This window comes from Embleya sp. NBC_00896 (assembly GCF_045207785.1).
Classification (GTDB): Bacteria; Actinomycetota; Actinomycetes; order Streptomycetales; family Streptomycetaceae; genus Embleya.
Genome location: NZ_CP108777.1, coordinates 2,017,339 through 2,040,642, shown reverse-complemented (window position 1 = coordinate 2,040,642; position 23,304 = coordinate 2,017,339). Strand labels below are relative to the sequence as shown.

Annotated in this window: 20 protein-coding genes; 18 read left to right on the top strand and 2 right to left on the bottom strand. The window is 72.6% G+C overall.

The window, feature by feature from the left end:
- The first annotated feature begins 51 nt into the window (after nt 1–51).
- Genes OG928_RS42525 through OG928_RS42505 form a run of 5 tightly spaced genes read left to right on the top strand, consistent with a single transcriptional unit; the run spans nt 52 to nt 3,272 of the window.
- The gene (locus OG928_RS42525; RefSeq protein WP_331767379.1) at nt 52–1,071 is read left to right on the top strand and encodes a zinc-binding dehydrogenase; all 1,020 of its coding nucleotides are present in this window, start codon (nt 52–54) and stop codon (nt 1,069–1,071) included.
- 2 nt (nt 1,072–1,073) lie between these two features.
- Nucleotides 1,074–1,397, top strand: coding sequence for a hypothetical protein (locus OG928_RS42520; protein WP_331767378.1), 324 nt, complete (start codon nt 1,074–1,076; stop codon nt 1,395–1,397).
- Nucleotides 1,394–2,458, top strand: a complete 1,065-nt coding sequence (locus tag OG928_RS42515; RefSeq protein WP_331767377.1) for an FGGY-family carbohydrate kinase — start codon at nt 1,394–1,396, stop codon at nt 2,456–2,458. Before OG928_RS42520 ends, OG928_RS42515 begins: the two co-directional genes overlap by 4 nt.
- Nucleotides 2,443–2,832, top strand: a complete 390-nt coding sequence (locus OG928_RS42510; protein ID WP_331767376.1) for a VOC family protein — start codon at nt 2,443–2,445, stop codon at nt 2,830–2,832. The genes OG928_RS42515 and OG928_RS42510 overlap by 16 nt, the downstream gene beginning before the upstream one ends.
- 53 nt (nt 2,833–2,885) lie before the next feature.
- A complete protein-coding gene (locus OG928_RS42505; protein WP_331767375.1) occupies nt 2,886–3,272 on the top strand; it encodes a VOC family protein in 387 nt (128 codons plus the stop codon).
- 159 nt (nt 3,273–3,431) lie between these two features.
- Here OG928_RS42505 and OG928_RS42500 read toward each other — a convergent pair whose 3' ends face one another.
- Nucleotides 3,432–4,487, bottom strand: coding sequence for an aldo/keto reductase (locus tag OG928_RS42500; protein WP_331767374.1), 1,056 nt, complete (start codon nt 4,485–4,487; stop codon nt 3,432–3,434).
- Nucleotides 4,488–4,672: 185 nt separating this feature from the next.
- On the opposite strand from OG928_RS42500, the gene OG928_RS42495 reads away from it, so the two are divergent.
- The 12 genes from OG928_RS42495 to OG928_RS42440 all read left to right on the top strand — a co-directional run bounded on the left by OG928_RS42495 (nt 4,673) and on the right by OG928_RS42440 (nt 19,269).
- Nucleotides 4,673–5,872, top strand: coding sequence for an aromatic ring-hydroxylating dioxygenase subunit alpha (locus OG928_RS42495; protein WP_331767373.1), 1,200 nt, complete (start codon nt 4,673–4,675; stop codon nt 5,870–5,872).
- A gap of 68 nt (nt 5,873–5,940) precedes the next feature.
- On the top strand, nt 5,941–6,402 hold the full coding sequence (locus tag OG928_RS42490) for a VOC family protein (protein WP_331767372.1): 462 nt from the start codon (nt 5,941–5,943) through the stop codon (nt 6,400–6,402).
- The gene (locus tag OG928_RS42485; protein ID WP_331767371.1) at nt 6,399–6,824 is read left to right on the top strand and encodes a nuclear transport factor 2 family protein; all 426 of its coding nucleotides are present in this window, start codon (nt 6,399–6,401) and stop codon (nt 6,822–6,824) included. The genes OG928_RS42490 and OG928_RS42485 overlap by 4 nt, the downstream gene beginning before the upstream one ends.
- A gap of 11 nt (nt 6,825–6,835) precedes the next feature.
- Complete coding sequence (locus tag OG928_RS42480; RefSeq protein WP_331767370.1) at nt 6,836–7,618, top strand: hypothetical protein; 783 nt, start codon at nt 6,836–6,838, stop codon at nt 7,616–7,618.
- 176 nt (nt 7,619–7,794) lie between these two features.
- Complete coding sequence (locus tag OG928_RS42475) at nt 7,795–9,663, top strand: 2-oxoacid:acceptor oxidoreductase subunit alpha (protein WP_331767369.1); 1,869 nt, start codon at nt 7,795–7,797, stop codon at nt 9,661–9,663.
- Nucleotides 9,656–10,720 (top strand): 2-oxoacid:ferredoxin oxidoreductase subunit beta, encoded by a 1,065-nt coding sequence (locus tag OG928_RS42470; protein ID WP_331767368.1) that lies wholly within the window; start codon nt 9,656–9,658, stop codon nt 10,718–10,720. Before OG928_RS42475 ends, OG928_RS42470 begins: the two co-directional genes overlap by 8 nt.
- A complete protein-coding gene (fdxA, locus tag OG928_RS42465; protein WP_331767367.1) occupies nt 10,717–11,022 on the top strand; it encodes a ferredoxin in 306 nt (101 codons plus the stop codon). The genes OG928_RS42470 and fdxA overlap by 4 nt, the downstream gene beginning before the upstream one ends.
- Nucleotides 11,023–11,112: 90 nt before the next feature.
- Complete coding sequence (locus tag OG928_RS42460) at nt 11,113–13,248, top strand: hydantoinase/oxoprolinase family protein (RefSeq protein WP_331767366.1); 2,136 nt, start codon at nt 11,113–11,115, stop codon at nt 13,246–13,248.
- Entirely contained in the window at nt 13,245–14,837 is a 1,593-nt protein-coding gene (locus OG928_RS42455) for a hydantoinase B/oxoprolinase family protein (protein WP_331767365.1), read from the top strand. The genes OG928_RS42460 and OG928_RS42455 overlap by 4 nt, the downstream gene beginning before the upstream one ends.
- Nucleotides 14,838–15,110: 273 nt before the next feature.
- Nucleotides 15,111–16,640 (top strand): AMP-binding protein, encoded by a 1,530-nt coding sequence (locus tag OG928_RS42450; protein ID WP_331767364.1) that lies wholly within the window; start codon nt 15,111–15,113, stop codon nt 16,638–16,640.
- Nucleotides 16,637–17,296, top strand: coding sequence for an RraA family protein (locus OG928_RS42445; protein WP_331767363.1), 660 nt, complete (start codon nt 16,637–16,639; stop codon nt 17,294–17,296). Before OG928_RS42450 ends, OG928_RS42445 begins: the two co-directional genes overlap by 4 nt.
- A gap of 281 nt (nt 17,297–17,577) precedes the next feature.
- Nucleotides 17,578–19,269, top strand: coding sequence for an amidase (locus OG928_RS42440; protein ID WP_331767362.1), 1,692 nt, complete (start codon nt 17,578–17,580; stop codon nt 19,267–19,269).
- Between the two features lie 55 nt (nt 19,270–19,324).
- Here the strand turns inward: OG928_RS42440 and OG928_RS42435 are convergent, their stop codons facing one another.
- Nucleotides 19,325–21,784, bottom strand: coding sequence for a hypothetical protein (locus OG928_RS42435; protein WP_406291747.1), 2,460 nt, complete (start codon nt 21,782–21,784; stop codon nt 19,325–19,327).
- 247 nt (nt 21,785–22,031) lie between these two features.
- On the opposite strand from OG928_RS42435, the gene OG928_RS42430 reads away from it, so the two are divergent.
- Complete coding sequence (locus tag OG928_RS42430; protein WP_331767360.1) at nt 22,032–23,156, top strand: chitinase; 1,125 nt, start codon at nt 22,032–22,034, stop codon at nt 23,154–23,156.
- Nucleotides 23,157–23,304: the final 148 nt, after the last annotated feature.

Here is a 23,304-nt window from a genome sequence, read left to right as displayed (position 1 = left end):
TGTGCCCCCACCCACCTTCGTCCGATGTCTCGCCGAACCCAGGAGCACACGATGCGAGTTGCCGTTGTCACCGCCCCCGAACAGGTCGATCTGCGCGAGGAGCCGGTCCCCGAGGTCGGCCCCGACGACGTGCTCGTGCGCGTCGGGCGCACCGGCCTGTGCACGATGGAACGCCGCCTCTACCTCGGCACCAAGCCGATCTACCCGGTCGCCCCCGGCCACGAGGTCGCGGGCGAGGTGGTCGCGGTCGGCGCGGCCGTCGCCGGCCTGCCCGGGGTCGCGGCCGTCGGCGACACCGTCACCGTCGACCTGCTCACCCGCTGCGGCACCTGCACCTCGTGCCGGCGCGGCCGCAGCGCGCTGTGCAAGCAGCCGCAGGGCGGCGCCCTGGCCGACGGCACGATGTCCATGGGCGCGGGCTTCGCCGAGTTCGTCAAGGTCAAGGCGCTCCAGGCGTTCCGGACCGGCTCCGCGCCGATCGGCCACGCCGCGATGGGCGAACCGCTCGCGTGCGTCGCGCACTCGGCCCGGCTCGGCGGCCTGCGCGCGGGCGACCGCGTCGCGGTGGTCGGCGCCGGGTTCATGGGCCGCCTGCACCTGGCCCTGGCCCGGTTCAAGGGCGCCGAGTCGGTCGGCCTGATCGACATCAGCCCCGAACGCCTCGCCGAGGCCCGCGAGGCCGGCGCCGACTGGACGAGCACACCGGACGAGGCCGCCGCGACCGGCGGCAGGCAGGACGTCGTCTTCGTCACCGCCGGCGCCCCCGGCGCCCTGGAGACCGCCCTGTCGCTGTGCGACGACGGCGGCACGGTCGTCCTGTTCGGCGCCTTCGCCAAGGACGCGGTCGCCGGCGTCGGCCCCGACCACGTGCACCACCACGAGCTGAGCATCGTCGGCGTGTACAGCCAGGAGCCGCAGGACTGGACCGAGGCCGCCGCGATCATCGGCTCCGGCCGGCTCGCCGCCGAGCTGGACGCCCTGGTCACCGCCACCTACCCGCTCGCCGACGTCGACGCGGCGTTCCGCCTCGCCGCCAAGTCGCCGGTCTACCGCGTACTCGTGGGCGGCTGAGCGTGGCCGCCAGGCCGCCCGTCGTCGTCGGCGTCGACGTCGGGAGCAACTCGGCCCGCGCCCTGGCGCTCGACCCGGACGGCACCGTCCTGGGCGGGACCACCGCCGGCTACCCCGGCGCGGCGTCCTGGCCGCCCGGCCACGCCGACCCGCGCGCGTGGCTGGCCGCGACCGGCGAGGCGCTCGCGGCGTTGGCCGCGCAGGTGCCCGGCGCGGCCCGTCCCGCCGCGCTGTGCCTCGGCGGCCAGAGCCCGACCACCGTGGCCGACGGCGCGGGCCTGCCCGCCGGCCCGCCGCGCTCACCTGCCGGCACCCGGCGGGCGTGACCGGCTCGCCGCCCGACCAGCACCACGCCCAGCACGCCGCGCTGCGCGCCGAACACGGGCCCGACGTCCGGGCCTGGCAGCTCTACGACTGGCTCGCCGCCCGGCTGGGCGCGGACCGGACGCAGGCCCGCTGGCCGGGCGATCCGCCACTGACCGGCTACGGGCCGATCGCCGCGACCGGCTCGGTCGTGGGCGCGGTCGGCGCCGGGCATACCGTCGCGGCCGGCACCCCGCTGGTGGCCGGCGGCCAGGACGCCTACCTCGCGTTCTGGGCCGGCGGCCTGGACCGGCCCGGTCGCGCGATGGACCCGGGCGGTCGGACCGGCGGCCTGGCGGTGGCGGTGCCCGCGGGTTCGCCCGCCGCCGACGCGTACGCGCTGCCCGCCGCGGTGCCCGGGGTCGACATCGTCGGCGGCCCGGTCGCCGCGCACGGCCTGATGCTGGAGTGGCTGCGCGACCTCACCGGCCGCACCGTGCCCGAACTGCTCGCGCTGGCCGCGAAGGTGCCGCCCGGCGCGCGCGGCGTGCTGGTCCTGCCCTACCTGGAGGGCGAGCGCGCACCGCGCTGGAATCGCGAGCTGCGCGGCGAGGTGCTGGGCCTGACCTCGGCCGCGGGTCCGGGCGAACTGGCCCGCGCGGTCCTGGAATGCACCTCGTACGGCCTGGCCCACATCGCGAAGGGGCTGACCGCACAGGGAGTTCGCCTGGACACCCTGGTCTGCGCCGGCTCGCCCGCGCGCAGCCCGCTGTGGTGCTCGATCAAGGCCGCCGTGCTCGGCGTACCGGTCGAGGTGCCCGCCGAGACCGACCTCGCCGCGTACGGCGCGGCCCTGGCCGCCGGCGCCGGCGCGCGCTGGTGGCCCGCGCCGGGCGCCGGACGGGCCGGCGACTGGCCGCGCCCCGCGATGACCGTGATCGAGCCCGAACCGCACCCCGAGTACCGGGACGGCCTGCGCCGCTTCCTCAGCCTCGGCGACGCCGCCGAGTCGTGGCTGTCCGATCTGACGAACGCCACCACCACCCCCGACCCCTCCGAGGAGCCGACGTGCCCAACCCGGTGATCTTCATGGACCTGCCGACGCCCGACGTCGAGGCGACGTCCGTCTTCTACGCCGAGCTGTTCGAGTGGGACTTCAAGCGACGACCCGCGGGCGAGTTCAGCGAGGTGCTCCCGGGCGTCAAGCCCAATCTGGGGATCCGGCACGAGCCGAGCCCCGCGGTCGGTCCGGTGCCGCGCATCTACGTCATGGTCGACGAGCCCCCCGCCTACCTCGACAGGGCCGTCGCGGCCGGTGCGAGCGTGCTGTGGGAGGAGAAGCCGTGGGCCGAGTTCGAGGCCCGCTACGCGGCGTTCCGCGACCCGTGGGGCAACGAGGTCGTGCTGTGGCGCGACAAGGGCACCTACTTCAAGCACGGCCACGCCCACCAGGTCTGACGGCCCGTCACATACCGCCCGACGTTCCCGAGTTCCCCCCGGAAAGGATCCTCATGCCCAACACCCTGGTCTTCGTCGACCTGCCCACGCCCGACGTCAAGGCGACCACCGAGTTCTACCGAGAGCTGTTCGGCTGGACCATCAACCCGCGCCCGGAAGGGATCTTCCACCAGATCGTCCCCGGCGAGGGGCTGCACCTGGGCCTGTACGACGAGATCGCCCAGGTGCCCGACCCCGCCCCGCTGCCGCAGCAGCCGCGCGCCGGCCTGCACGCCCGGGTGTACATCCTGGTCGACGCGGCCCCGAGCGAATACCTCAACAAGGCCGTCCTGCTGGGCGCGACGGCGCTGTGGGAGCAGTGCTTCTGGGAGGAGTTCGGCGGTCACCACGCCTCGTTCCTGGACCCGTGGGGGAACCAGATCGTGATGTGGGAGAAGTAGCGGGATCACCACGTCGACACGCTCGTACCCGCGATCCGAGGGGGATCGCGGGTACGGGCGTGTCGACTTGCTCGGAAGTGGTCGGCCGTCGGCCGAGGGTCGGGCCGTTCCCGGTCGGACGCAAGCCGTGGGTGGCGCCCGTCGGGACGACCGGTCGAGTCATCGTGGTTCGGTGCCTTCCCGGTGTTCCCGTCCGGCGGTGCGACGGCGGGCCGGGACGGGTCGCGGGTACGGCGAGTCCGCCGGGTTGACGTCGGTGCCGGGCGGTACCAGGGCGTCCAGGCGGGCGAGGACCTCGGGAGTCAACTCCACTTCGCAGGCCCCGAGTTGGGCTTGCAGCTGCTCGGGTGTGCGCGGGCCGATGATCGCCGCCGTCACGTCGGCGTGGGCCAGCGCGAAGGCCAGCGCCAGCTCCGGGAGGGTGCAGTTCGCGTCCGCGGCGATCACCGCGAACTCCTCGACCAGGGACAGCTTTCGGGCCCGGATCGCGGCGTCGGCGTGGTCGAAGTGCTCGGCGTTGCGCACCGCCCGCGAGTCGGCCGAAACAGCCGCGCCCGCACGGTACTTGCCGCTCAGCCAGCCGCCGTTGAGCGGGCTGAAGGCCATCACGCCCAGGCCGTGCCGCCCGCACGTGGGCAGCGCGGCCGACTCCGCGTGGCGGGCGAACGCCGAATAGGCGAGCTGCTCGACCGCGAACCGCTCGTGCCCGCGCCGCTCGGCGATCCGGCGGGCCTCCACGATGCCCTCCGCGGGCAGCGCCGAGGAGCCGATCGCGCGCACCTTGCCCTGGCGGACCAGGTCGGTCAGCGCGCCCAGCGTCTCGTCCGGGTCGGTGTGCGGGTCGGGGCGGTGCAGCTGGTAGAGGTCGATGTGGTCGGTGTCCAGGCGGCGCAGGCTGTCCTCCACCGCGCGCATGATCCAGCGCCGCGATGCCCCCCGGCGCAGCGGCTCGCCCGGATCCATCGCCTCGCCGAACTTGGTCGCGAGCACGATGTCGTCGCGCCGCCCCTTCAGCGCCCTGGCCAGGATCCGCTCGCTCTCGCCGAACGCGTACACGTCGGCGGTGTCCACGAAATTGACCCCGGCGTCGAGCGCGTCGTGCACCATGCGCACGCACGCGTCGTGGTCGGGGTTGCCCCAGGCGCCGAACATCATCGTGCCCAGGCACAGCCTGCTGACCCGCATGCCGGTGCGGCCGAGCGCGGCGTACTCCACGGTTGCCCTCCCAAGGTGATCATCGGACCTGCTCCCCCGAGGCTGGCATGCCGATGCGTGCGCACCGATGTGGTCCCGGCGCAGCTGGCAGGCCGTTTGTTCGTGCCTCAAGCACATATCGGGGCCGATTCCCGACGCCTACCTTCGGCTGTATCGCAAACATCCCAGGTGACGGGGAGGAAGCTGTGCCGGCGAACCAGATGGGGGCTGCGGAACTTGCCCTGGACGAGCGGGTGGCGGAGCATCGCCGGACCGCGTCGGCGCGAGAGGGCGACGGGCTCGTGGTCGCTCCCCTGCCGAGCGAGATGTTGCAGCCGTGGGAGGTCTGGGATCGGGACCTGTTCGACCTGGAGATGATCCGGGTTTTCGCCCGCTCGTGGGTGTGGCTGGGCGACACGGAGGATCTGCGTCGGCCCGGCGACTTCATCACCGGGCGGATCGGCAGCCAGTCGGTCCTGGTGGTCATGCAGCGGGACGGCTCGATCAAGGGCTTCCTGAACAACTGCCGGCACCGCGCCTCCGGTGTCGCGTTCGACGCCGCGGGCAACTGCGGCAAGGCGTTCGCGTGCCCGTACCACGCCTGGACGTACGGCCTCGACGGCAAGCTGCTGTCGATTCCGGACATGAACCGGATGTACGGCCCGGACTTCCCGATGCAGCAGTACGGCCTGGTGCCCATCAGGGTGCACCTGGCCTTCGACAAGCTCGTCTTCGCGTGCCTGTCCCACAAGGCGCCGACGTTCGAGGAGTGGATCGCGCCGCTGCTGCCGCGCTACACCGCGTACAAGATCGGCGGGTACCACCGCTATCACCGCGAGCTCGACGACGAGTATCCGTTCAACTGGAAGGCGTTCGTCGAGAACTCGAACGACGACTACCACGTGCGGTTCGTGCACCGGCGGCTGAACAAGGTGCGCAAGCAGATGGACACCGTCGTGCGCTTCGAGGGCCGGACCACCAGCGGCTACAAGCCGCACAGCGACGCGTACGACATGTCGCTGGGGCGGACCGACCTGGGCGAGGAGGACCTGCGCGGGAGCTACGCCGAGTTCATCTACCCGAATCTGACCCCGCTGCCCTACGCGTCGCAGTTGATCATGGTGCGGGCGGACCCGATCGCCCCCGACCGGACCCGGTTGTTCTCCCGGATCTACGGGCTGACCGAGGACATCGAGCTCCAGGAGCGCGAGCTGGTCAACCTGGAGCTGACGAACAAGGAGGACACGGACATGGTGACCGTGCTCATGGAGAACCTCCGTTCGCCGTTCTACCGGGTGGGCCCGGCCAGCGCGTGGGAGGGCCGCGCCCAGCACATGATGCGGCAGATCCGACAGGACGTCGCGACGCCGCTCGCGCCGGACGAGTTCGACGGTCCGATCGACTGAGCCCGACCCGCCGAAGCGCCGAACCCGGCCAACCCGCCAACGCACCGAACGTGAGAGGAGTCGCCGCGATGGAACCGACGCTGACCGAGGCCCGCTGGACCCACATCGCACTGCCGTCGTCCGACCTGGAGGCAGCGATCGAGTTCTACACCTCATTCACCCCGCTCGTGGTGGTGTCCCGACACAGCGACCCTGACGGCTCCAACGCGTGGTTGTCCAACCCCAACCAGGTACAGACGCCCTTCGTGCTCGTCCTGGTCGGGTTCAACAAGGACAAGGGCAACCCGCAGCCGCAGCTGACCCCGTTCGCGCACCTGGGCATGGAGGTGGCCGCGCGCGGCGATGTCGACGCGATCGCGGCCCGGGCCCGCGCGGCCGGCTGTCTGCACTGGGAGCCGATGGACATCCCGCCGCCGGTCGGCTACATCTGCGCGCTCAAGGACCCGGACGGCAATGTCGTGGAGATCTCGCACAACCAGCGGGTGTTCGCGGAGGTCCGCGAGCTGTGGGGCGACCGGGCCGGCGCGTGAGTGTCGACGCGCGGACGCGGGCGGCCGCCGAGGCGTACGTCGCGGCGCTGAACTCCGGTGATCCGGACCGGGTCGCGGCTTGCGTCACCGAGGACTTCCACAACGAGCACACCTCGGCGCTCGGCCGGAGCCTGCGCGGGCGCGCGGCGTACCGCGAGCGATTGCCTGGATTCCTCGCCGAGTTCGAGGACCTGCGCTACCGGGTCGAGGATTTGCTCGTCGACGGCGATCGGGCCGCCCTGGCGTACACGATGACGTTCCGCGTCCGCGTCCGCGGCTCGGCGTCCGGCGAACCGGTGCGGATCCGGGGCGTGTTCCGGCTGCGGATCGCGGACGGTCTGGTCGCGCACCGCGTGGACTACTGGGACGGCGCCGAGTTCGAGCGGCAGACGGCCGCGGCAAGAACCACTGAAAACCTTTGAAGGGAACGACTGTGCAGACATTCTCGGCCACCGGGGCCGGCAAGCTCCGCCGGATGCGGCGGATGTTCGGTGCGGACGGCCGCGCCGTGTTCGTCGCGATCGACCACGCCGCGTACATGGGCGCAGGACCGCCGCTGGGCGAGCCGATGGCGCAGATCGCCGCGGGCGGTCCGGACGCGGTGCTCGCGACCTGGCATCTGGCCCGCGCGTACGCCGACACGTTCGCCGACTCGGGGCTGGTCCTGCGGATCGACGGCGGCGCCTCGGAGTTGGGCGATTTCGCCCCGGGTGACGTCACCGACATCATGCACCTGCCCGAGCAGGCGCTGCGGCTCGGCGCGGACTGCGTCGTGGTGCTGGCCTTCCCCGGGGCGCCCGACGAGCACCTGTCGCTGCAACGGCTGGCCCGGCTGACCTCGGAGTGCGAGCAGCTCGGCCTGCCGGTGATGGCCGAGATGATCCCGGGCGGCTGGGGCAAGGCCGTGCCGTGGACCATCGAGAACGTGGCCCGTGCGGCCCGGATCGGCGCCGAACTGGGCGCGGACATCGTCAAGACCGTGTGCCCGGGGCGCCCCGAGGAGTTCGCGGCGGTGGTCGCGGCGTGCCCGGTGCCGGTCGTCGCGCTCGGCGGCCCCAAGTCCGACAGCGAGGACGAGGTCGTCGCGATCGCCAAGGGCGTCGTCGAGGCCGGCGGTGCGGGTGTGGCCTTCGGCCGCAACGTGTGGGGATCGGCCAAGCCGCAGCTCTTGGTCGAACGGCTCCGCGACGCGGTGCATGGTGGCCTTTCGGCGTGACTGGCCCGGTCGGCCTGGCCGGCCTGCGGCCCGCTTGTCCTCAAACGCCGGACGGGCTGAGGTTCGCCCCACTGGGTCCGCCTCGGCCTGCGGGCCGCTTGTCCTCGAACGCCGGACGGGCTGAGGGGGGCCGTCCGGCGTTGTCTTCGCCGTGCCTGTGATCAGGAGTCGTGATCGTGTCCAAACAGGTCATTCCCGTATCCCGGGTGGTCATTCGGTTCGCCGGTGACTCCGGTGACGGCATGCAGCTTGCCGGCGACCGGTTCACCGCGCAGACCGCGCTCTTCGGCAACGATGTGTCCACCTTTCCCGACTTTCCCGCCGAGATCCGTGCCCCCGCGGGCACGCTGCCGGGAGTGTCCGCCTTCCAGGTGCAGTTCGCCGACCACGCGGTCACCACCTCCGGCGACGCCGCCGACGTGCTGGTCGCGATGAACCCCGCCGCGCTGCGGGTGAATCTGCCCGAACTGCCGCGCGGGGCCCGGATCATCGCGGACGCCGACGAGTTCACCGCCCGCAACCTGGTCAAGGCCGGCTACCCGGCGGGCGGCAACCCGCTCACCGACGACTCACTGGCCGACTACCGGCTGCACGCCGTACCCCTGACCGGCCTGACCGTCGAGGCGCTGCGCGCGTTCGAACTGCCGCGCAAGGACGCCGAACGGGCGAAGAACATGTTCGCGCTCGGCCTGCTCTCGTGGATGTACCACCGCCCGACCGAGGTCACCCTAGGTTTCCTGCGCGAGAAGTTCGCGAAGCGCCCGCAGTTGGCCGCCGCCAACGTGGCCGCGTTCACGGCCGGGTGGAACTTCGGCGAGACCACCGAGTCGTTCGCGGTCGGCTACGAGGTCGCGCCCGCCCCGCGCGCCGCCGGCATGCACCGTACGATCACCGGCAACCGGGCCCTCGCCTTCGGCCTGATCGCGGCCGCCGACCGGGCCGGGCTGCCGCTGTTCCTGGGCTCGTACCCGATCACCCCGGCCTCCGACATCCTGCACGAACTCGCCAAGCACAAGAACTTCGGCGTGACCACGTTCCAGGCCGAGGACGAGATCGCGGGTATCGGCGCGGCGCTCGGCGCGTCCTTCGGCGGCGCGCTCGGGGTGACCACGACCTCCGGGCCCGGGCTCGCGCTCAAGTCGGAGACGATCGGCCTGGCGGTCTCGCTCGAACTGCCGCTGGTGATCGTGGACGTGCAGCGTGGCGGCCCCTCGACCGGGCTGCCCACCAGGACCGAACAGTCCGACCTGCTCCAGGCGTTGTACGGCCGCAACGGCGAATCGCCCGTGCCGGTCCTGGCCGCGTCCTCGCCCGGCGACTGCTTCGACGCGGCCGTCGAGGCGGTGCGGATCGCGGTCACCTACCGCACCCCCGTGGTGCTGCTCTCGGACGGCTACCTCGCCAACGGCTCCGAGCCGTGGCTGATCCCGGACCTCGACGAACTCCCGCTGATCGACCCGGCGTTCGCGACCGGGCCGAACGCGGTCGACGCCGACGGAACGCCGTGCTTCCTGCCCTATCTGCGCGATCCGCTGACCCTGGCGCGGCCCTGGGCGGTGCCCGGCACCCCCGGCCTGGAGCACCGCGTGGGTGGTTTGGAGAAGGCCGACCGCACCGGCGAGATCTCCTACGACGCAGCCAATCACGACCTCATGGTGCGCACCCGTCGGGCCAAGGTGGACGGGATCGCCCGCGACCTGCCGCCCTTGGCGGTCGACGACCCGAGCGGCGCCGCCGAGCTGCTCGTGCTCGGGTGGGGCTCCACCGCCGGCCCGATCGCCGCCGCGTGCGCCGAGGTCCGCGCCGCCGGCGGCTCGGTGGCCCATGCCCACCTTCGCCACCTCGACCCGCTCCCCGCCGACCTGGGCACCCTGCTCGCCCGGTACCGGCGCGTGCTCGTCCCGGAGATGAACCTCGGCCAGCTCGCGCACCTGCTGCGCGCCCGCCATCCGGTCGACGTCGAATCCCTCACCCAGGTGCGCGGCATGCCCTTCAAGGTGGCCGAGTTGCGCACCGCGATCGAGAAGGCCGCCGCCGATGTCTGAGTCCACGATCACCGAGCCGGCGGCGCCCCCGCTGTCGGCCCGGGACTTCCGCAGCGGCCAGGAGGTGCGCTGGTGCCCGGGTTGCGGCGACTACGCGATCCTCGCCGCCGTCCAGGGCTTCCTGCCCGAACTGGGCCTGCGCCGCGAGAACATCGTCTTCGTCTCGGGCATCGGCTGCTCCAGCCGGTTCCCGTACTACCTCGACACGTACGGCATGCACTCGATCCACGGGCGCGCGCCGGCCATCGCGACCGGCCTGGCCGTGTCCCGCCCCAACCTGAGCGTGTGGGTGGTCACCGGTGACGGCGACGCGCTCTCGATCGGCGGCAACCACCTCATCCACGCGCTGCGGCGCAACGTCAACCTCAAGATCCTGCTGTTCAACAACCGGATCTACGGCCTGACGAAGGGTCAGTACTCGCCGACCTCAGAGACCGGCAAGATCACCAAGTCCACCCCGGAGGGCTCGCTCGACCACCCCTTCAACCCGGTCTCGCTCGCGCTCGGCGCCGAGGCGAGCTTCGTCGCCCGCACACTCGACTCCGACCGCAAGCACCTCACGTCGGTACTGCGCGCCGCGGCCGAACACGAGGGCACCGCGCTCGTGGAGATCTACCAGAACTGCAACATCTTCAACGACGGCGCGTTCGAGCAGCTCAAGGCGCCCGGCACCCGGGACGAGTACGTCCTGCGTCTGGAACACGGCGCGCCGATGCGCTACGGCGCGAACGGCACCCGCGCCGTCGTGCGCGACGCGGGCGGCGGGCTGCGGCCCGGCGGCCCGGACGACACCGCCGTGACGCACGACGCGCACACGAGCGACCCGGTCCACGCGTTCGCGCTGTCCCGATTGCCGGACGCGGGCGGGCCGACCCCGATCGGGGTGTTCCGCGACGTGCGGCGGCCCGCGTACGACCGCCAGGTGGCCGAGCAGGCCCGGCGCGCGCTCGCCGCGCGCGGGCCCGGCAGGGTCGCCGACCTGCTCGCGGCCGGCGACACCTGGACCGTGCCCGAATCGCCGCTCGCGGCCGTTGGTATTGGAGGTGGGCCCGCGTGACCTACGTCATCGGCGCGAACTGCGTGGACGTCAAGGACCGCACGTGCGTCGCGGAATGCCCGGTCGCGTGCATCCACGAGGGCGACCGGATGCTCTACATCCACCCGGAGGAGTGCGTCGACTGCGGCGCGTGCGAGCCGGTGTGCCCGGTCGAGGCCATCTACCACGTGGACGACCTGCCCGCCGACTGGCTGTGGCACCTCGACGCCGCCACCGAGGTCACCGCCGGCCGCGAGGACGCCGAGCCGGTGCCCGACCACCCGGCCGTGACCGCGCTGCCGGCGCGGCCCCCGACGTGGTGAACCCGACTCCCCTGCGCTCCCGCCCTCCCGCGCTCCCGAACCCCTCCCCGCACCCCTGAACTCCCCCACCCGAGAAAGAAGGAGGCTGACGTGACCGACTGGCGCCTTGCCGTAGACATCGGTGGCACCTTCACCGACGTGGTCCTGTTGGATGCCGACACCGGCCGAGTGGTGGTCGAGAAGACGCTGACCACCCCCTCCGCCCCGCTCGGCGGGGTGCGGGCGGGTGTGACGTCCGCACTGGCCAAGGCCGGCATCACGCCGGCCGACATCACCCGGCCCATCGTGCACGCGACCACGCTGATCACCAACGCCCTGATCGAGGGCAAGACCGGGCGGGCCGCGCTGGTGACGACCGCGGGCTTCGGCGACACGCTGGAGATCCGCAACGAGCACCGGTACGACATGTACGACCTCCAGATCGAGTTCCCGGCCCCGCCGATCCCGCGCGAGCTGGTCTTCGAGATCGACGAGCGCACCACCGCGACCGGCGACGTGCGCACCCCGCCGAGCGAGGACGAACTCGACGCGCTGGCCGCGCGGTTGGCCGCGAACGAGGTCGAGGCCGTCGCGGTGTGCCTGCTCAACTCGTACGCCAACGCCGACAACGAGCGCGCGGTCGCCGAGGGCCTGGCCAAGCGCCTGTCGGTGCCGGTGTGCGCGTCGCACGAGGTGACCCCGCAGATCCGCGAGTACCCGCGCATGGTCACCACGGCCTGCAACGCGGCGACCATGCCGGTGATCGGCCCGTACCTGGCCGAGCTCCAGGCCTGGCTGACCGCCGAGGGTTTCGGCGCGTCGGTGCTGATGATGCTCTCCAACGGCGGCGTGGTCTCGGCCGACGACGCCCGCCGGGTGCCGATCCGCCTGGTGGAGTCCGGTCCGGCCGCCGGCGCGCTCGCGGGTGTCTGGTACGCCCGACGCCTGGGCGAGGAGCGGCTGTTCTGCTTCGACATGGGCGGCACCACGGCCAAGTCCTGTCTGATCGAGGACTACCGGCCCGAGTTGACCAACGCGTTCGAGGTGGCCCGGGTCTACCGGTTCAAGAAGGGCTCGGGCTACCCGTGCTCGATCCCCTCGGTCGACCTGGTCGAGATCGGCGCGGGCGGCGGCAGCCTGGCCCGGGTCGACGACCTGGGCCTGCTCAAGGTCGGCCCGGACTCCGCCGGCGCCGACCCGGGCCCGGTCGGCTACGCGCGGGGCGGCACCATCCCCGCGACCACCGACGCCGACCTGGTGCTCGGCCTGCTCGACCCCGAGTACTTCCTCGGCGGCGAGATGCCGCTCGACCTGGCCGCCGCGCGGGCCGCGTTCGCGCCGCTGGCGGAGCGGCTGGGCGGCGACGCCGATCCGGACCACGTCGCGGTGGGCGTGTACGAGGTGATCAACCAGAACATGGCCGCGTCCGCGCGGATGCACGCGGTGGAACGCGGCATCGATCTGCGCGGCGTCGCGCTGATCGCCTTCGGCGGCGCCGGGCCCGTGCACGCGTGCGGCGTGGCCACCCTCCTGGAGGCCCCGCGGGTGATCTTCCCGGTCAACGCGAGCGTGCTCTCGGCGTTCGGCACGCTGGTCAGCCCGGTGCGCATCGACCTGGCCCGCAGCATGGTCCGCACGCTCGACGACGGGGTGTCCGCCGACCGCGACACGCTGCTGGCGGACATGCGTCAGGAGGCGCGCCGGGTGCTCGCCGCCGCCGGCGCGGCCGCCGGGGACGTGAGCTTCCGCTACGGCCTCGACGCCCGCTACGAGGGCCAAGGCAACGAGATCACCCTGTGGGTCGGCGAAGGCGACGCCTGGCCGACCTCGCTCGCGGACACCGTCGAACTGTTCCACGCCGAGTACGAGAAGATCTACGGCCTGCGCATCCCCGACGTCGGCGTCGAGGTGGTCACCTGGCGGGTCGCGGGCTGGTCGGACGCCCCCGGCTTCGAGGTCCCCACCATCGCGGTCGGCAACGGCGCCCCGACTCCGAACCGGTATCGCGCCGCGCGGTTCCGCCTCGGCTCCCCCGCCGTCGAGGTGCCCGTGTACCGCCGCGCCGAGCTCGGCGCGGGCCACCGCTTCGCCGGCCCGGCCGTGGTCGAGGAGCGCGAGACGACATCGGTGATCCCGGACGGCTGGACCTGCGAGGTCGCGCCGGACGGCTCGATCATCGCCACCGCCGTCACCACCGCCACCGCCGACACCAGCACCGCCACCAGGAACGAGGAGGGATCCGCGTGACCCGCACCTTCGACGCGATCGAGCTGGAAGTCCTGTGGGGCTCCCTCGTCGCCACCGTCAACGAGCAGGCCAAGGCGCTCCAACGGGCCGCGTTCAGCCCGATCGTGCGCGAGGCCGGCGACCTCGCGAACGCGCTCTTCGACCGGCGCGGCCGGATGGTCGCCCAGGCCGTGACCGGCACCCCCGGCCACATCAACTCGCTCGCCATCGCGTGTCGCAACATCCTGGACCGACACCCCGTCGACTCGCTCGCCCCCGGCGACGTACTGGTCACCAACGACCCCTACCAGACCGCCGGTCAGCTGCTCGACGTCACCGTCCTGGTTCCGGTGTGGCGCGGCGGCCGGGTGATCGCGTTCTTCGGCTCGACCATCCACCACACCGACGTCGGCGGCTACGGCATCGGCGCGGGCGCGCGCGACGTGTTCGAAGAGGGCCTGTGGATCCCGATCAGCAAACTCATGGTCGGCGGCGAACGCAACGAGCCGGTCTGGGACTTCGTGCTTGCGAACGTACGCCAACCCACCCACATGGCCGGCGACCTGCACGCCCAGATGGCGTCCGGCGAGGTCGGCGCGGCCCGGCTGAAGACGCTGCTCGACGCGTACGCGCTCGACGACATCGAGGACCTCGGCGACGAGGTGATCCGCCGCTCCGAGGAGGCCACTCGGCGGGCGATCCGGGCGCTGCCCGGCGGCACGTACGAGGCCGCGTCGATCCTCGACCTCGCGGACGGCTCAGAGATCACCATCAAGGTCGCGGTCACCATCGACCCCGAGGCCGGCGAGATCCTGGTGGACTACGCGGGTTCGTCCGGCGCGAGCCCGTTCGGCATCAACGTGGTCAAGAACTACACGCACGCCTACACCACGTTCACGCTGCGCAGCCTGCTCAACCCGGACGTGCCCAACAACGCCGGCTCGCTCGCGCCGATCAAGGTCGAGGCGCCGCTGGGCAGCATCGTCAACGCGGTGTCGCCGTCGCCGTGCACCGCCCGGCACGTGGTGGGCATGTTCCTGCCGATGCCGCTGCTCAACGCGATGTCGCAGGCGCTGCCCGAGGCGGTCATGGCCGAGGGCTCGGCGGCGGTGTGGACGATGCAGGTGAGCGGGCACGACGCGGAGGGCAAGCCGTTCATCACGGCGATGTTCACGTACGCGGGCGGGGTGGGCGCGCGGGCCGGCAAGCCCGGCCTGTCCACCACGTCGTACCCGACCGGGGTCTCCGCCGTGCCACTGGAAGTGGTCGAGGCGTCCGCACCGATTCGCTTCCTGCGCAAGGAACTTCGGCGTGGGTCCGGCGGACTCGGCGCGCAGGAGGGCGGTATGGGCCAGACCATCGAGTTCACCGTCGACTCGCCGTCGCCGTGGGTGCTCAACGCCGTCGCCAGCCGGCTCGCGCGCGGCCCGCGCGGGATCTTCGGCGGCCAAGCGGGCGCGACCGGGCGTTTCCTGGTCAACGGCGAACCGGTGCGTACGCAGGCGCGGATCACCTTGCAGCCGGGGGACGTGGTGCGGCTCGAACTGCCGGGCGGGGGCGGCTACGGTACGCCCGTCGCGGCGGCGGTCGGGGCCGCGGTCACGGGGTGACGACGGGCACGGCGCGCGACTTGCGCCTCGTGCGTCGCGACTGGTGACCTGTGGGGCCCGGCGTCGGGTCGGGCCCCCGTCCCGCGATCGCGCGCCGACCGGTCCCGTTCCGTGTCGGTCCGCTCCGTGTCGGTCCCGCTCCGCCGGTCCCGCTCCGCCGGTCCCGCTCCGCCGGTCCCGTTTCGTGTCGGTCCGTTCCGCGCCGGTCCCGTTCCGTTCCGCTCGGGTCCCGTACTGTTCCGTCCGTTCCTCGGTTGATGTCCTGGAGGTCACATGGTGTCCGTTCCGCCCACCTTCGCGTCGCGCTGGTCCGACACCGTGACCGCCCACCCCCACGCGCTCTTCCTGGTCTGGGAGGCACCCGACGGTGAGGTGACCCGCTGGACCTACGCCGAGTTCGACGCCCTGGTCGCCCGCGTCGCCGGCGGTCTGCTCGCGCGGGGCGTGGCGCCCGGCGACCGGGTGGGCATCGCGCTGCGCAACTCCCCGGCGTACGTGGCCCTTTGGCTCGCCCTCGTCCGCGTCGGCGCGGCGATGGTGTGCTCCGATCCCTCGGCCCGCACCCCGGAGTTGGCCGCGCACCTGCGCCGCACGGGTGCCCGGCTCGGATTCTGCGCGCCCGAACGGGCCGACGACTACCGGGCGGCGGCACGCGACACGGGCACGACCGTCGTCGAGATCGCCGAGGACGACACCCACCTCTCCGCTCTCCTCGGCCGGGCCGCGCCCGCGAGCACTCCCCCGCCCGGTCCGTACGACCTCGTCGGGCTGATGTTCACCTCCGGCACCACCGCCGAGCCCAAGTGCGTGATGGTCACCCAGGCCAACTACGCCTTCGCCGGCGACGTGATGGCCGCCGCCGCCGAACTCGGGCCCACCGACCGACAGTTCGTCGTCCTGCCGATGTTCCACGCGAACGCGCAGTACTACTCGTTCGCGTCGGCGATCGCGGTGGGCGCGAGCGTCGTGCTGCTTCCCGCCTTCTCCGCGAGCCGCTTCGTGGCTCAGGCCGCGCGGCACGAGGTCACCCACGTCAGCCTGTTCGCCGCGCCGATCCGGATGATCCTGGCCCGGACCGAGGCCGGCGACACGGCAGCGGAGCTGCGGGTTCGGCACTGCTGGTACGCGCAGAACGTCACCGACGAGCAGTACGAACGCTTCGCGGCCCTGCTCGGCGGTTGCCGGCCGCGCCAGTTGTACGGGATGACCGAGACCATCCCCGCGGTGCTGACCAATCCCACCGTCGCGCCGCTCCCTCGGTCGATGGGCCGGCCCACGCCCGGCTGCGTCGTGGCCGTCCACGACGCCGCGACCGGGGCGCCCGCGCGCGCCGGCGAGATCGTGGTCGGCGGCGAGCCCGGGGTGAGCCTGTTCGCGGGCTACCTGGACGACCCGGCCGCGACCGCCGCCGCGTACCGGGACGGCTGGTTCGTCACCGGCGACCGGGCCCGGGTGGACGCGGACGGCCACTTCCACTTCGCGGGGCGGCGCGGCGACGTGCTCAAGGTCGCGGGCGAGAACGTCTCCATCGTGGAGATCGAGGCCGTGCTCGCCGAGCATCCCGCGGTGCTGGAGGCCGCGGTCGCGGGCGTGCCGGACGACGTGCGCGACGAGGTACCGGTCGCGTTCGTGGTGGCCGTGCCCGACGCCGGTCCGGGCGCGCTCGACGATCTCGCCGACTGGTGCGCGGCCCGGCTCGCGAAGGCCAAGCGGCCGGCGCGCTACGAGCTGGTGGCCGAGTTGCCGCGGACGTCCGTCGGCAAGATCCGCAAGTTCCTGCTCACCGAGAGGACCGCACCGTGACCGGCCTCGACCCGTCGTCCCTGCCCGCCACCGCCGCGCTCGCCGACGTGCTCCAACTCCGGGGCCGGACAGGCTGGTTGACGCCGCCGCTGCGGCCGTTCCAGCGCGGCGAGGGGGCGGTGCTCGGCACCGCCCGCACGGTGCGTGTGCTGCCGGGTCCGGGCGGGCACGGCCTCAAGCCGCTGCACGCGTTGCTCGCGGAGGACCTGACCGGCCGGGTCGTGGTGGTCGCCGGCGCGGACGCGGCACCCGGGGCGGTGTGGGGCGAGATCCTCAGCGTCGCGGCGCTGGCCCGGGGAGCGGTCGGCGCGCTGATCGAGGGCAGCGTCCGGGACGTACCGGCCGTCACCCGCCTGGGCCTGCGCCTGTGGGCCCTGGCCGAGGCGACGGCGGGCCCCGGGGGAGCGGTCCACGTCGCCGAGATCGGCGGCGCGATCCGGATCGGCGACACCCCCGTCGCGGACGGCGACCCGATCCTGCTGGACGACGGCGGAGCCGTGGCCCTATCCCCCGCCGACGCCGCCGCCCTGCTCGCCGACGCCCTCACCTACCACCAAGCCGAGACCGAAGTCCTCGAAGCCCTGACCGCCGGCCTGCACCTCCCCCGCGCCTACACCCCCAAGTCCAAGGCAATAACCCACCTCCGCAACCACTGACCCCACCACCCGGTGTGGTGCGCCTCGCACCGTCTTCCGTCGCCGCGGTGATCGACAGCGCCTCATTCATTGGCTCGGACACATCCGTCTTGTTGTCGGCGCGCGCCGACAGTCGGGGCGTGCGGACAGTCGGGGCGTGCGGACAGTCGGGGCGTGCGGACAGTCGGGCGTGCCACCACGAGGGTGAAGTCGGGTGGTGGCTCGACTGGAATCGGGGGGTGGGTGATCGAGACTGGCGGCTACCGGGATGGGAGTGGAGACGAGGGGAAGGTGGGCGGGTCGTGGGCGCAGGGAATGGAGAGCGGAACGGCGACACCGGTGGGCGTGGGTTGGGGCGGCGGGCCCTGTTGGGGTTGGGGGTTGCGAGCGGCGCCGGCGTGGTGGCGGCGGGCGGTGGGGGCGTGGCCTTCGCGACGGAGTCGGCCGCCGACGCGGATGGAGGCTCGGGGGCCGGATCCGCGTCCACGTGGCCGGCGGAGTTGGACATCGCCGGCGCCCAGGCGCGGATGGCGTCCGGCGCGCTCACGGCGGTGGCGCTCACCGGGTTCTACCTGGACCGGATCGAGCGCCTCGACAAGCGGGGGCCGACGCTTCGCGCGGTCATCCAGGTCAACCCCGACGCCCTGCGCGACGCCGCCGCGCTCGACGCGGAGCGACGGGCCCGGGGGCCGCGCGGGATCCTGCACGGCATCCCGATCCTGCTCAAGGACAACCTGGACACGGCGGGCCGACTCCGCACCACCGCCGGTTCGCTGGCCATGCTCGGCTCCCGGCCCGAGCGTGATTCGACCGTCGCCGATCGGCTGCGCGCGGCGGGCGCGATCCTGCTCGGCAAGGCGAACCTGAGCGAGTGGGCCGGCGGCACGAGTTGGCCCCGTTCCGGCGGTTGGAGCGCCGTGGGCGGGCAGTGCCGCAACCCGTACAAGCTGGACCGAAGCCCCAACGAGTCCAGTTCGGGTTCGGCCGCGGCCACCGCCGCGAACCTGTGCACGGCCGCCATCGGCACCGAGACCGATGGTTCCATCCTGTCCCCCGCCGGGGCGAACGCCCTGGTGGGCCTCAAGCCGACGGTCGGTCTCGTCGGTCGCGGCGGCCTGATCCCGGGCACGTTCAGCCAGGACTCGGTCGGCCCGCTGTGCCGCACCGTGGCCGACGCCGCGGCGATCCTGGGCCGACTGGTCGGTGTCGACCCGCGCGACCCGGCCACCCGCGACAGCGTCGGACACGACCACCCCGACTACACCCGCTTCCTCGATCGCGACGCGCTGGCCGGCGCGCGCATCGGTATCCCCCGGGACGTCTACTTCGGCTACAGCCCCCGTGCCGACGCCGTCGCCCACCAGGCGATCGAGGTCATGCGCGCCGCGGGAGCGGTGATCGTCGATCCGGCGGACATCCCCACCGCCCGCGAACTGGCGAGCACCGACGTCAACTTCATCGTGATCCTCACCGAGATGGCCCACGGCCTGGGCGCATACCTGGCCGAAACCCCCGGCGAGCACCCTCGCACCATCGCCGAACTCGTCGCGTTCAACCGCGAGCACGCCGACCGTGAACTGCCCTACTTCGGCCAGGAGGGCCTGGAGATCCTCGCCGGGGCCTCGGGCGACCGTACCGATCCCACCTACCTCAAGGCCCTCGCGACCATGCGATCGCTTGCCCGCGAGCAGGGCATCGACGCGGTACTGCGCCAACACCGCCTGGACGCGCTGGTGATGCCCACGGGTGGCCCGCCCGGGAAGATCGACCTGCTCAACGGCGACTACTCCGCCGGTTCGAGTTCGCAGGCCGCCGCGCTGGCCGGCTATCCCGCGATCACCGTCCCGGCGGGCTGGTGTTCCGACCTGCCGGTCGGCATCACCTTCGTCGGCACCGCCTGGAGCGAACCCACCCTGATCCGCCTCGCCTACGCATACGAACAGGCCACCCTCGCCCGCCGGACACCCCGGTTCCTGCCGGCGGACGTCGGCTGAGCACCGCCGCCTCCCGTCCGGACGCCGCGCCGCGCCGCGTCAGTCCACGACCACGTCACTCCACGATCGCGACCACCGTGTCGAGGAGTTCGAGAAGCGTGCCGGGGAACTCGGGCAGCATGCGGACGGCGATCGTCCACGCCTCCACCGAGTCGCCCAGTCGGTCGATCACACATGCCTCCCGCAGGTCGCGCATCACCCACTGTTCGTGCTCTTGCGGATCCTTCGTGATCGGTACGTCCACCGTGAGCATCATGGCCATTCCGGCCGGGGCGCAGTGGGCGCTGATGTCATGCACGGTGAGGGTGCCACGCTCCAGACTGTCGCGGACCCAGAACGCCCTTCCGGTATAGGCGTTCGGCTGGAATCGGAGACCGTCCAGCAGTAGTTCGCGTGGGCAGTCCGCTCGCGCGACGAGGGCGTTGATGGGCCCGAAGTCCAGCGATCGCACCGCGTGCGCCGCGAGCAGTGCCGGCCACGGCATCGCCACCCCCTCGGCGATCAGGTGCCGAATGGCCTCGCTGCCCTGTCGGATCTCCGCGACCAGGCGGGCCGGATCGCCGGCCGTGTCCGCGTGCCGGCGCATCCGGTCGAGGCCGTCGAGTTCGGCGAGCGCCTCCCGCGCGTACCGGGCCACATCGGCGTCGAAGGGAAGTCGCTTGTGTGTCCCCTCCGGCGGGGTGACGTCGTCCAGCAGTGCGCGCACCGCGTCCGGACCGCCGCGTTCCCAGAGCGCGACCAGCATCCGACTCGCCCCGACCCCGGTGTACAACCGGGTGCGGCCCAGGATCAGCCGGACGAGTCGAGGGTCCCCCGAGCAGAGCCCGGTCAGCAGCCGGCCCCTGAACCGAGTCAGGTCCATCCGGCTCAGGGTGTGGAACAGGTCGTCGGTCAGCGGCACCGCACCGCGCTCGCCGTGGCGATCCACGCCGGCCAGGACGCGCACTCGCTGCGCGTCGGTCAGCGGCGCGTCCCGAAACAGCGCGGCATTGACGTCGGGGTCGTCGAGATCCAGCAACTCCCGTACGGTTTCCGGTGCTTGCTCGGTGCGCATGGCTCGCGCGACGAGCACCCGCCTCCCGTGCACGGCCGCGATCCGGGTGCGGGTCTCGGCGTTCGTCGACGCCGACGCGAGTACGTCGCGCAGCGCGGGCAGGTCGAGGACCGGCACGAGGGCGTCGCGTACATCCTGCGGCACGCTCTGAAAGAGCATCAGGAATCCGGCGCGCGCCGCGTCGGTCGGGGCGGACGCCGGGGTATCGGCTCCTTCCGGCACGACGTCGTCGGGCTCGGGATCGCGCGGCTCGGCGGCGCCCAGCCGTGACTCGTCCGCGTCGCGCGCGGCCAGTACGTCGGCCACGAGCGCGGCCAGGAATCCCTCGTGCGCGCCCAGTCGGGCATACACGGCGGTCCACGCGACGTGGTCGGCACCCAGCGGCGCGACCAGTTCGGCGATCGCCTTCCGGGTTCCGGCGTCCTCGGCGTCCAGGCACCCCAGGGCGTCGACGGCGGGCGCGATCTCGGCGAGGACGCGCTCGGCGGGCAACCACCCGTGTCGCCGATGGCGGCGAATGAACTCCGGCCACCACTTGGGGTCGTGCTCGATCTCGGGGTCCGCCAACAGGTCGTCCGGCAACCGGTGGGCGAGCCGGGCGGTGGCCGCGGGATCGTGCCGGTACGCCTCGCGCACGAGGTCCTCGGGGCAGTCGGGTTCGATCGCCGACCGGGCGAGTACGGCCCCCGGGCACGGCTTGCGCACGTGCTCGGCCCGGACCAGGTCCCAATCGATCACCGTCGAGCCGCGCTCGGCACCGCGGCCCCGGGTCGCCAGCAGCCACAAACCCGTGGGATCGGGTGGGCCGGCCGGTTCCTCGTCGAGGTGCGCGAGCAGTCCGGGATGGCCCAGCTCGTCCTCTTCCCACGCGCGGCGGACGAAGTCCGCGAACTCGGCCGCCCCGACGAGGTCGCGCAGCCCGCGGACGCGGTCGAGCAGCAACTCGGGCGCCATGTCGGAGCCGATCCGCAGCAGCGTGGCGGCGAGGACCTCCCCGAACGGCGTGTACAGGAGTTCGTGCCGGAAGACGTGGTCCCCCGCGACGAGCCACGGGACGAGTCCATCCGGCGCGCGCCAACCCGGATCGGTCGGATCGGCCGCGGCCACGACCGCCGCCATCACCTCGGCCGGATTCCAGTCGTGGCGCCGGAACGTGCACAGCGCGCGGCCCAGTTCGGGCCGTCCGAGCCGGGCGAGCGCGAGCAGCGTGGTCATCCCGGCGAATTCGGCCTCCGCCAACGACAACTGCGCTTCGAGGTCACCGGAATCGAGCACCGCCGCCAACAGCGCGGGCGGCCGTCGATGCTCGACACGCAGCACCTCCACGCACTCGGCCCGCAGCCGGGTCCTCAACTCCGCGGCGTCGCCCCGCCGGACGGCCCGAAACGCCGCCACCACCCCGGCGTGCGTCGCCTTTTCCTCGTACCACCACTCCACGAACGCACCTCGATCCACCGCCATGGCCGGGACGCTACGCGATCGATCCGGCCGGCGAATCCGTCCCCGCCGCGGGCGCCTGCCCAGGTTTCGGGTTGGTCCAGACCTATTGACCAAAGGTCCAGACCACTTTACGGTTTGGGCAATCGCACCACGTACGTCTCCGGGCCGTCGCAGTCCGGGAGGTGAGCGTGCCCGCAGATGCTCCTTCACGTCGCCACGCGCACCATCGACTCGATGACGGCCGACCGCGGTGAGGGGGGAATCACGCATGACAAGTCGGACGTCACGCCTGCTGGGGGTCACCCTGGCGATGGCTTTCACCGTGATCGTGCCGGCCGCCGCGACACCGAGCGCGTCCGGCACCCCGAATACGACGAGTACGACGAGCACGACGCATACGGCGAGCGCGCCGGGTACGGCGGGCGCGGCGCCCGGCGACACCTGCGCGGTCAAGTCGAAGCCCGAGGGCAAGGTGCTCCAGGGCTACTGGGAGAACTGGGACGGCGCGGCGAACGGCGTGCATCCGCCGCTCGGGTGGATCCCCATCACCGACACCCGCATCCGGGAGCACGGATACAACGTGGTCAACGCGGCCTTCCCGGTCATCCGCTCGGACGGCACCGTCCTGTGGGAGGACGGGATGGACGCGACGGTGAAGGTGGCGACCCCGGCCGAGATGTGTCAGGCCAAGGCGTCCGGGCTCACCATCCTGATGTCGATCGGCGGCGCGACGGCCGGCATCGACCTGAACTCCCGTGCCGTCGCCGACCGGTTCGTCGCGACGGTGGTGCCGATCCTCAGGGCGTACAACTTCGACGGGATCGACATCGACGTCGAGACCGGGCTCGTCGGCAGCGGCAACATCAACACCCTGTCGACCTCGCAGGCCAATCTCGTACGCATCATCGACGGCGTACTGGCCGCCATGCCACCGAACTTCGGCCTGACCATGGCGCCCGAGACGGCCTACGTCACCGGGGGAAGCGTCGTCTACGGCTCGATCTGGGGCGCGTACCTGCCCATCGTGAAGAAGTACGCGGACAACGGCCGGCTGTGGTGGCTGAACATGCAGTACTACAACGGCAACATGTACGGGTGTGCCGGCGACTCGTACTCCGCCGGCACCGTCGCGGGGTTCACCGCCCAGACCGACTGCCTCAACCGCGGCCTGGTCGTCCAGGGCACCACGATCAAGGTTCCCTACGACAAGCAGGCCCCCGGACTGCCGGCCCAACCCGGCGCCGGCGGCGGCCACATGTCGCCGACCCTGGTCTCCCGTGCCTGGAACTCCTATGGCAACGGCCTGAAGGGGCTGATGACCTGGTCGATCAACTGGGACGGCTCGAAGGGATGGACCTTCGGCAACAACGTCAAGGCGCTTCAGGGCCGTTGAGCGCCCCGGCGGTCGCCGGCGGGTCGGCCCGGTGGGGAGGCGGTGGGACGCGGTGGGGACGCGGTGGGCATGCGGTGCCCGGAAATACTCCGGCAGGTGAAGCAACCGGTTCGTCCCCGAACCCGAGGGCCGCCCGGCCTTCCGCCTG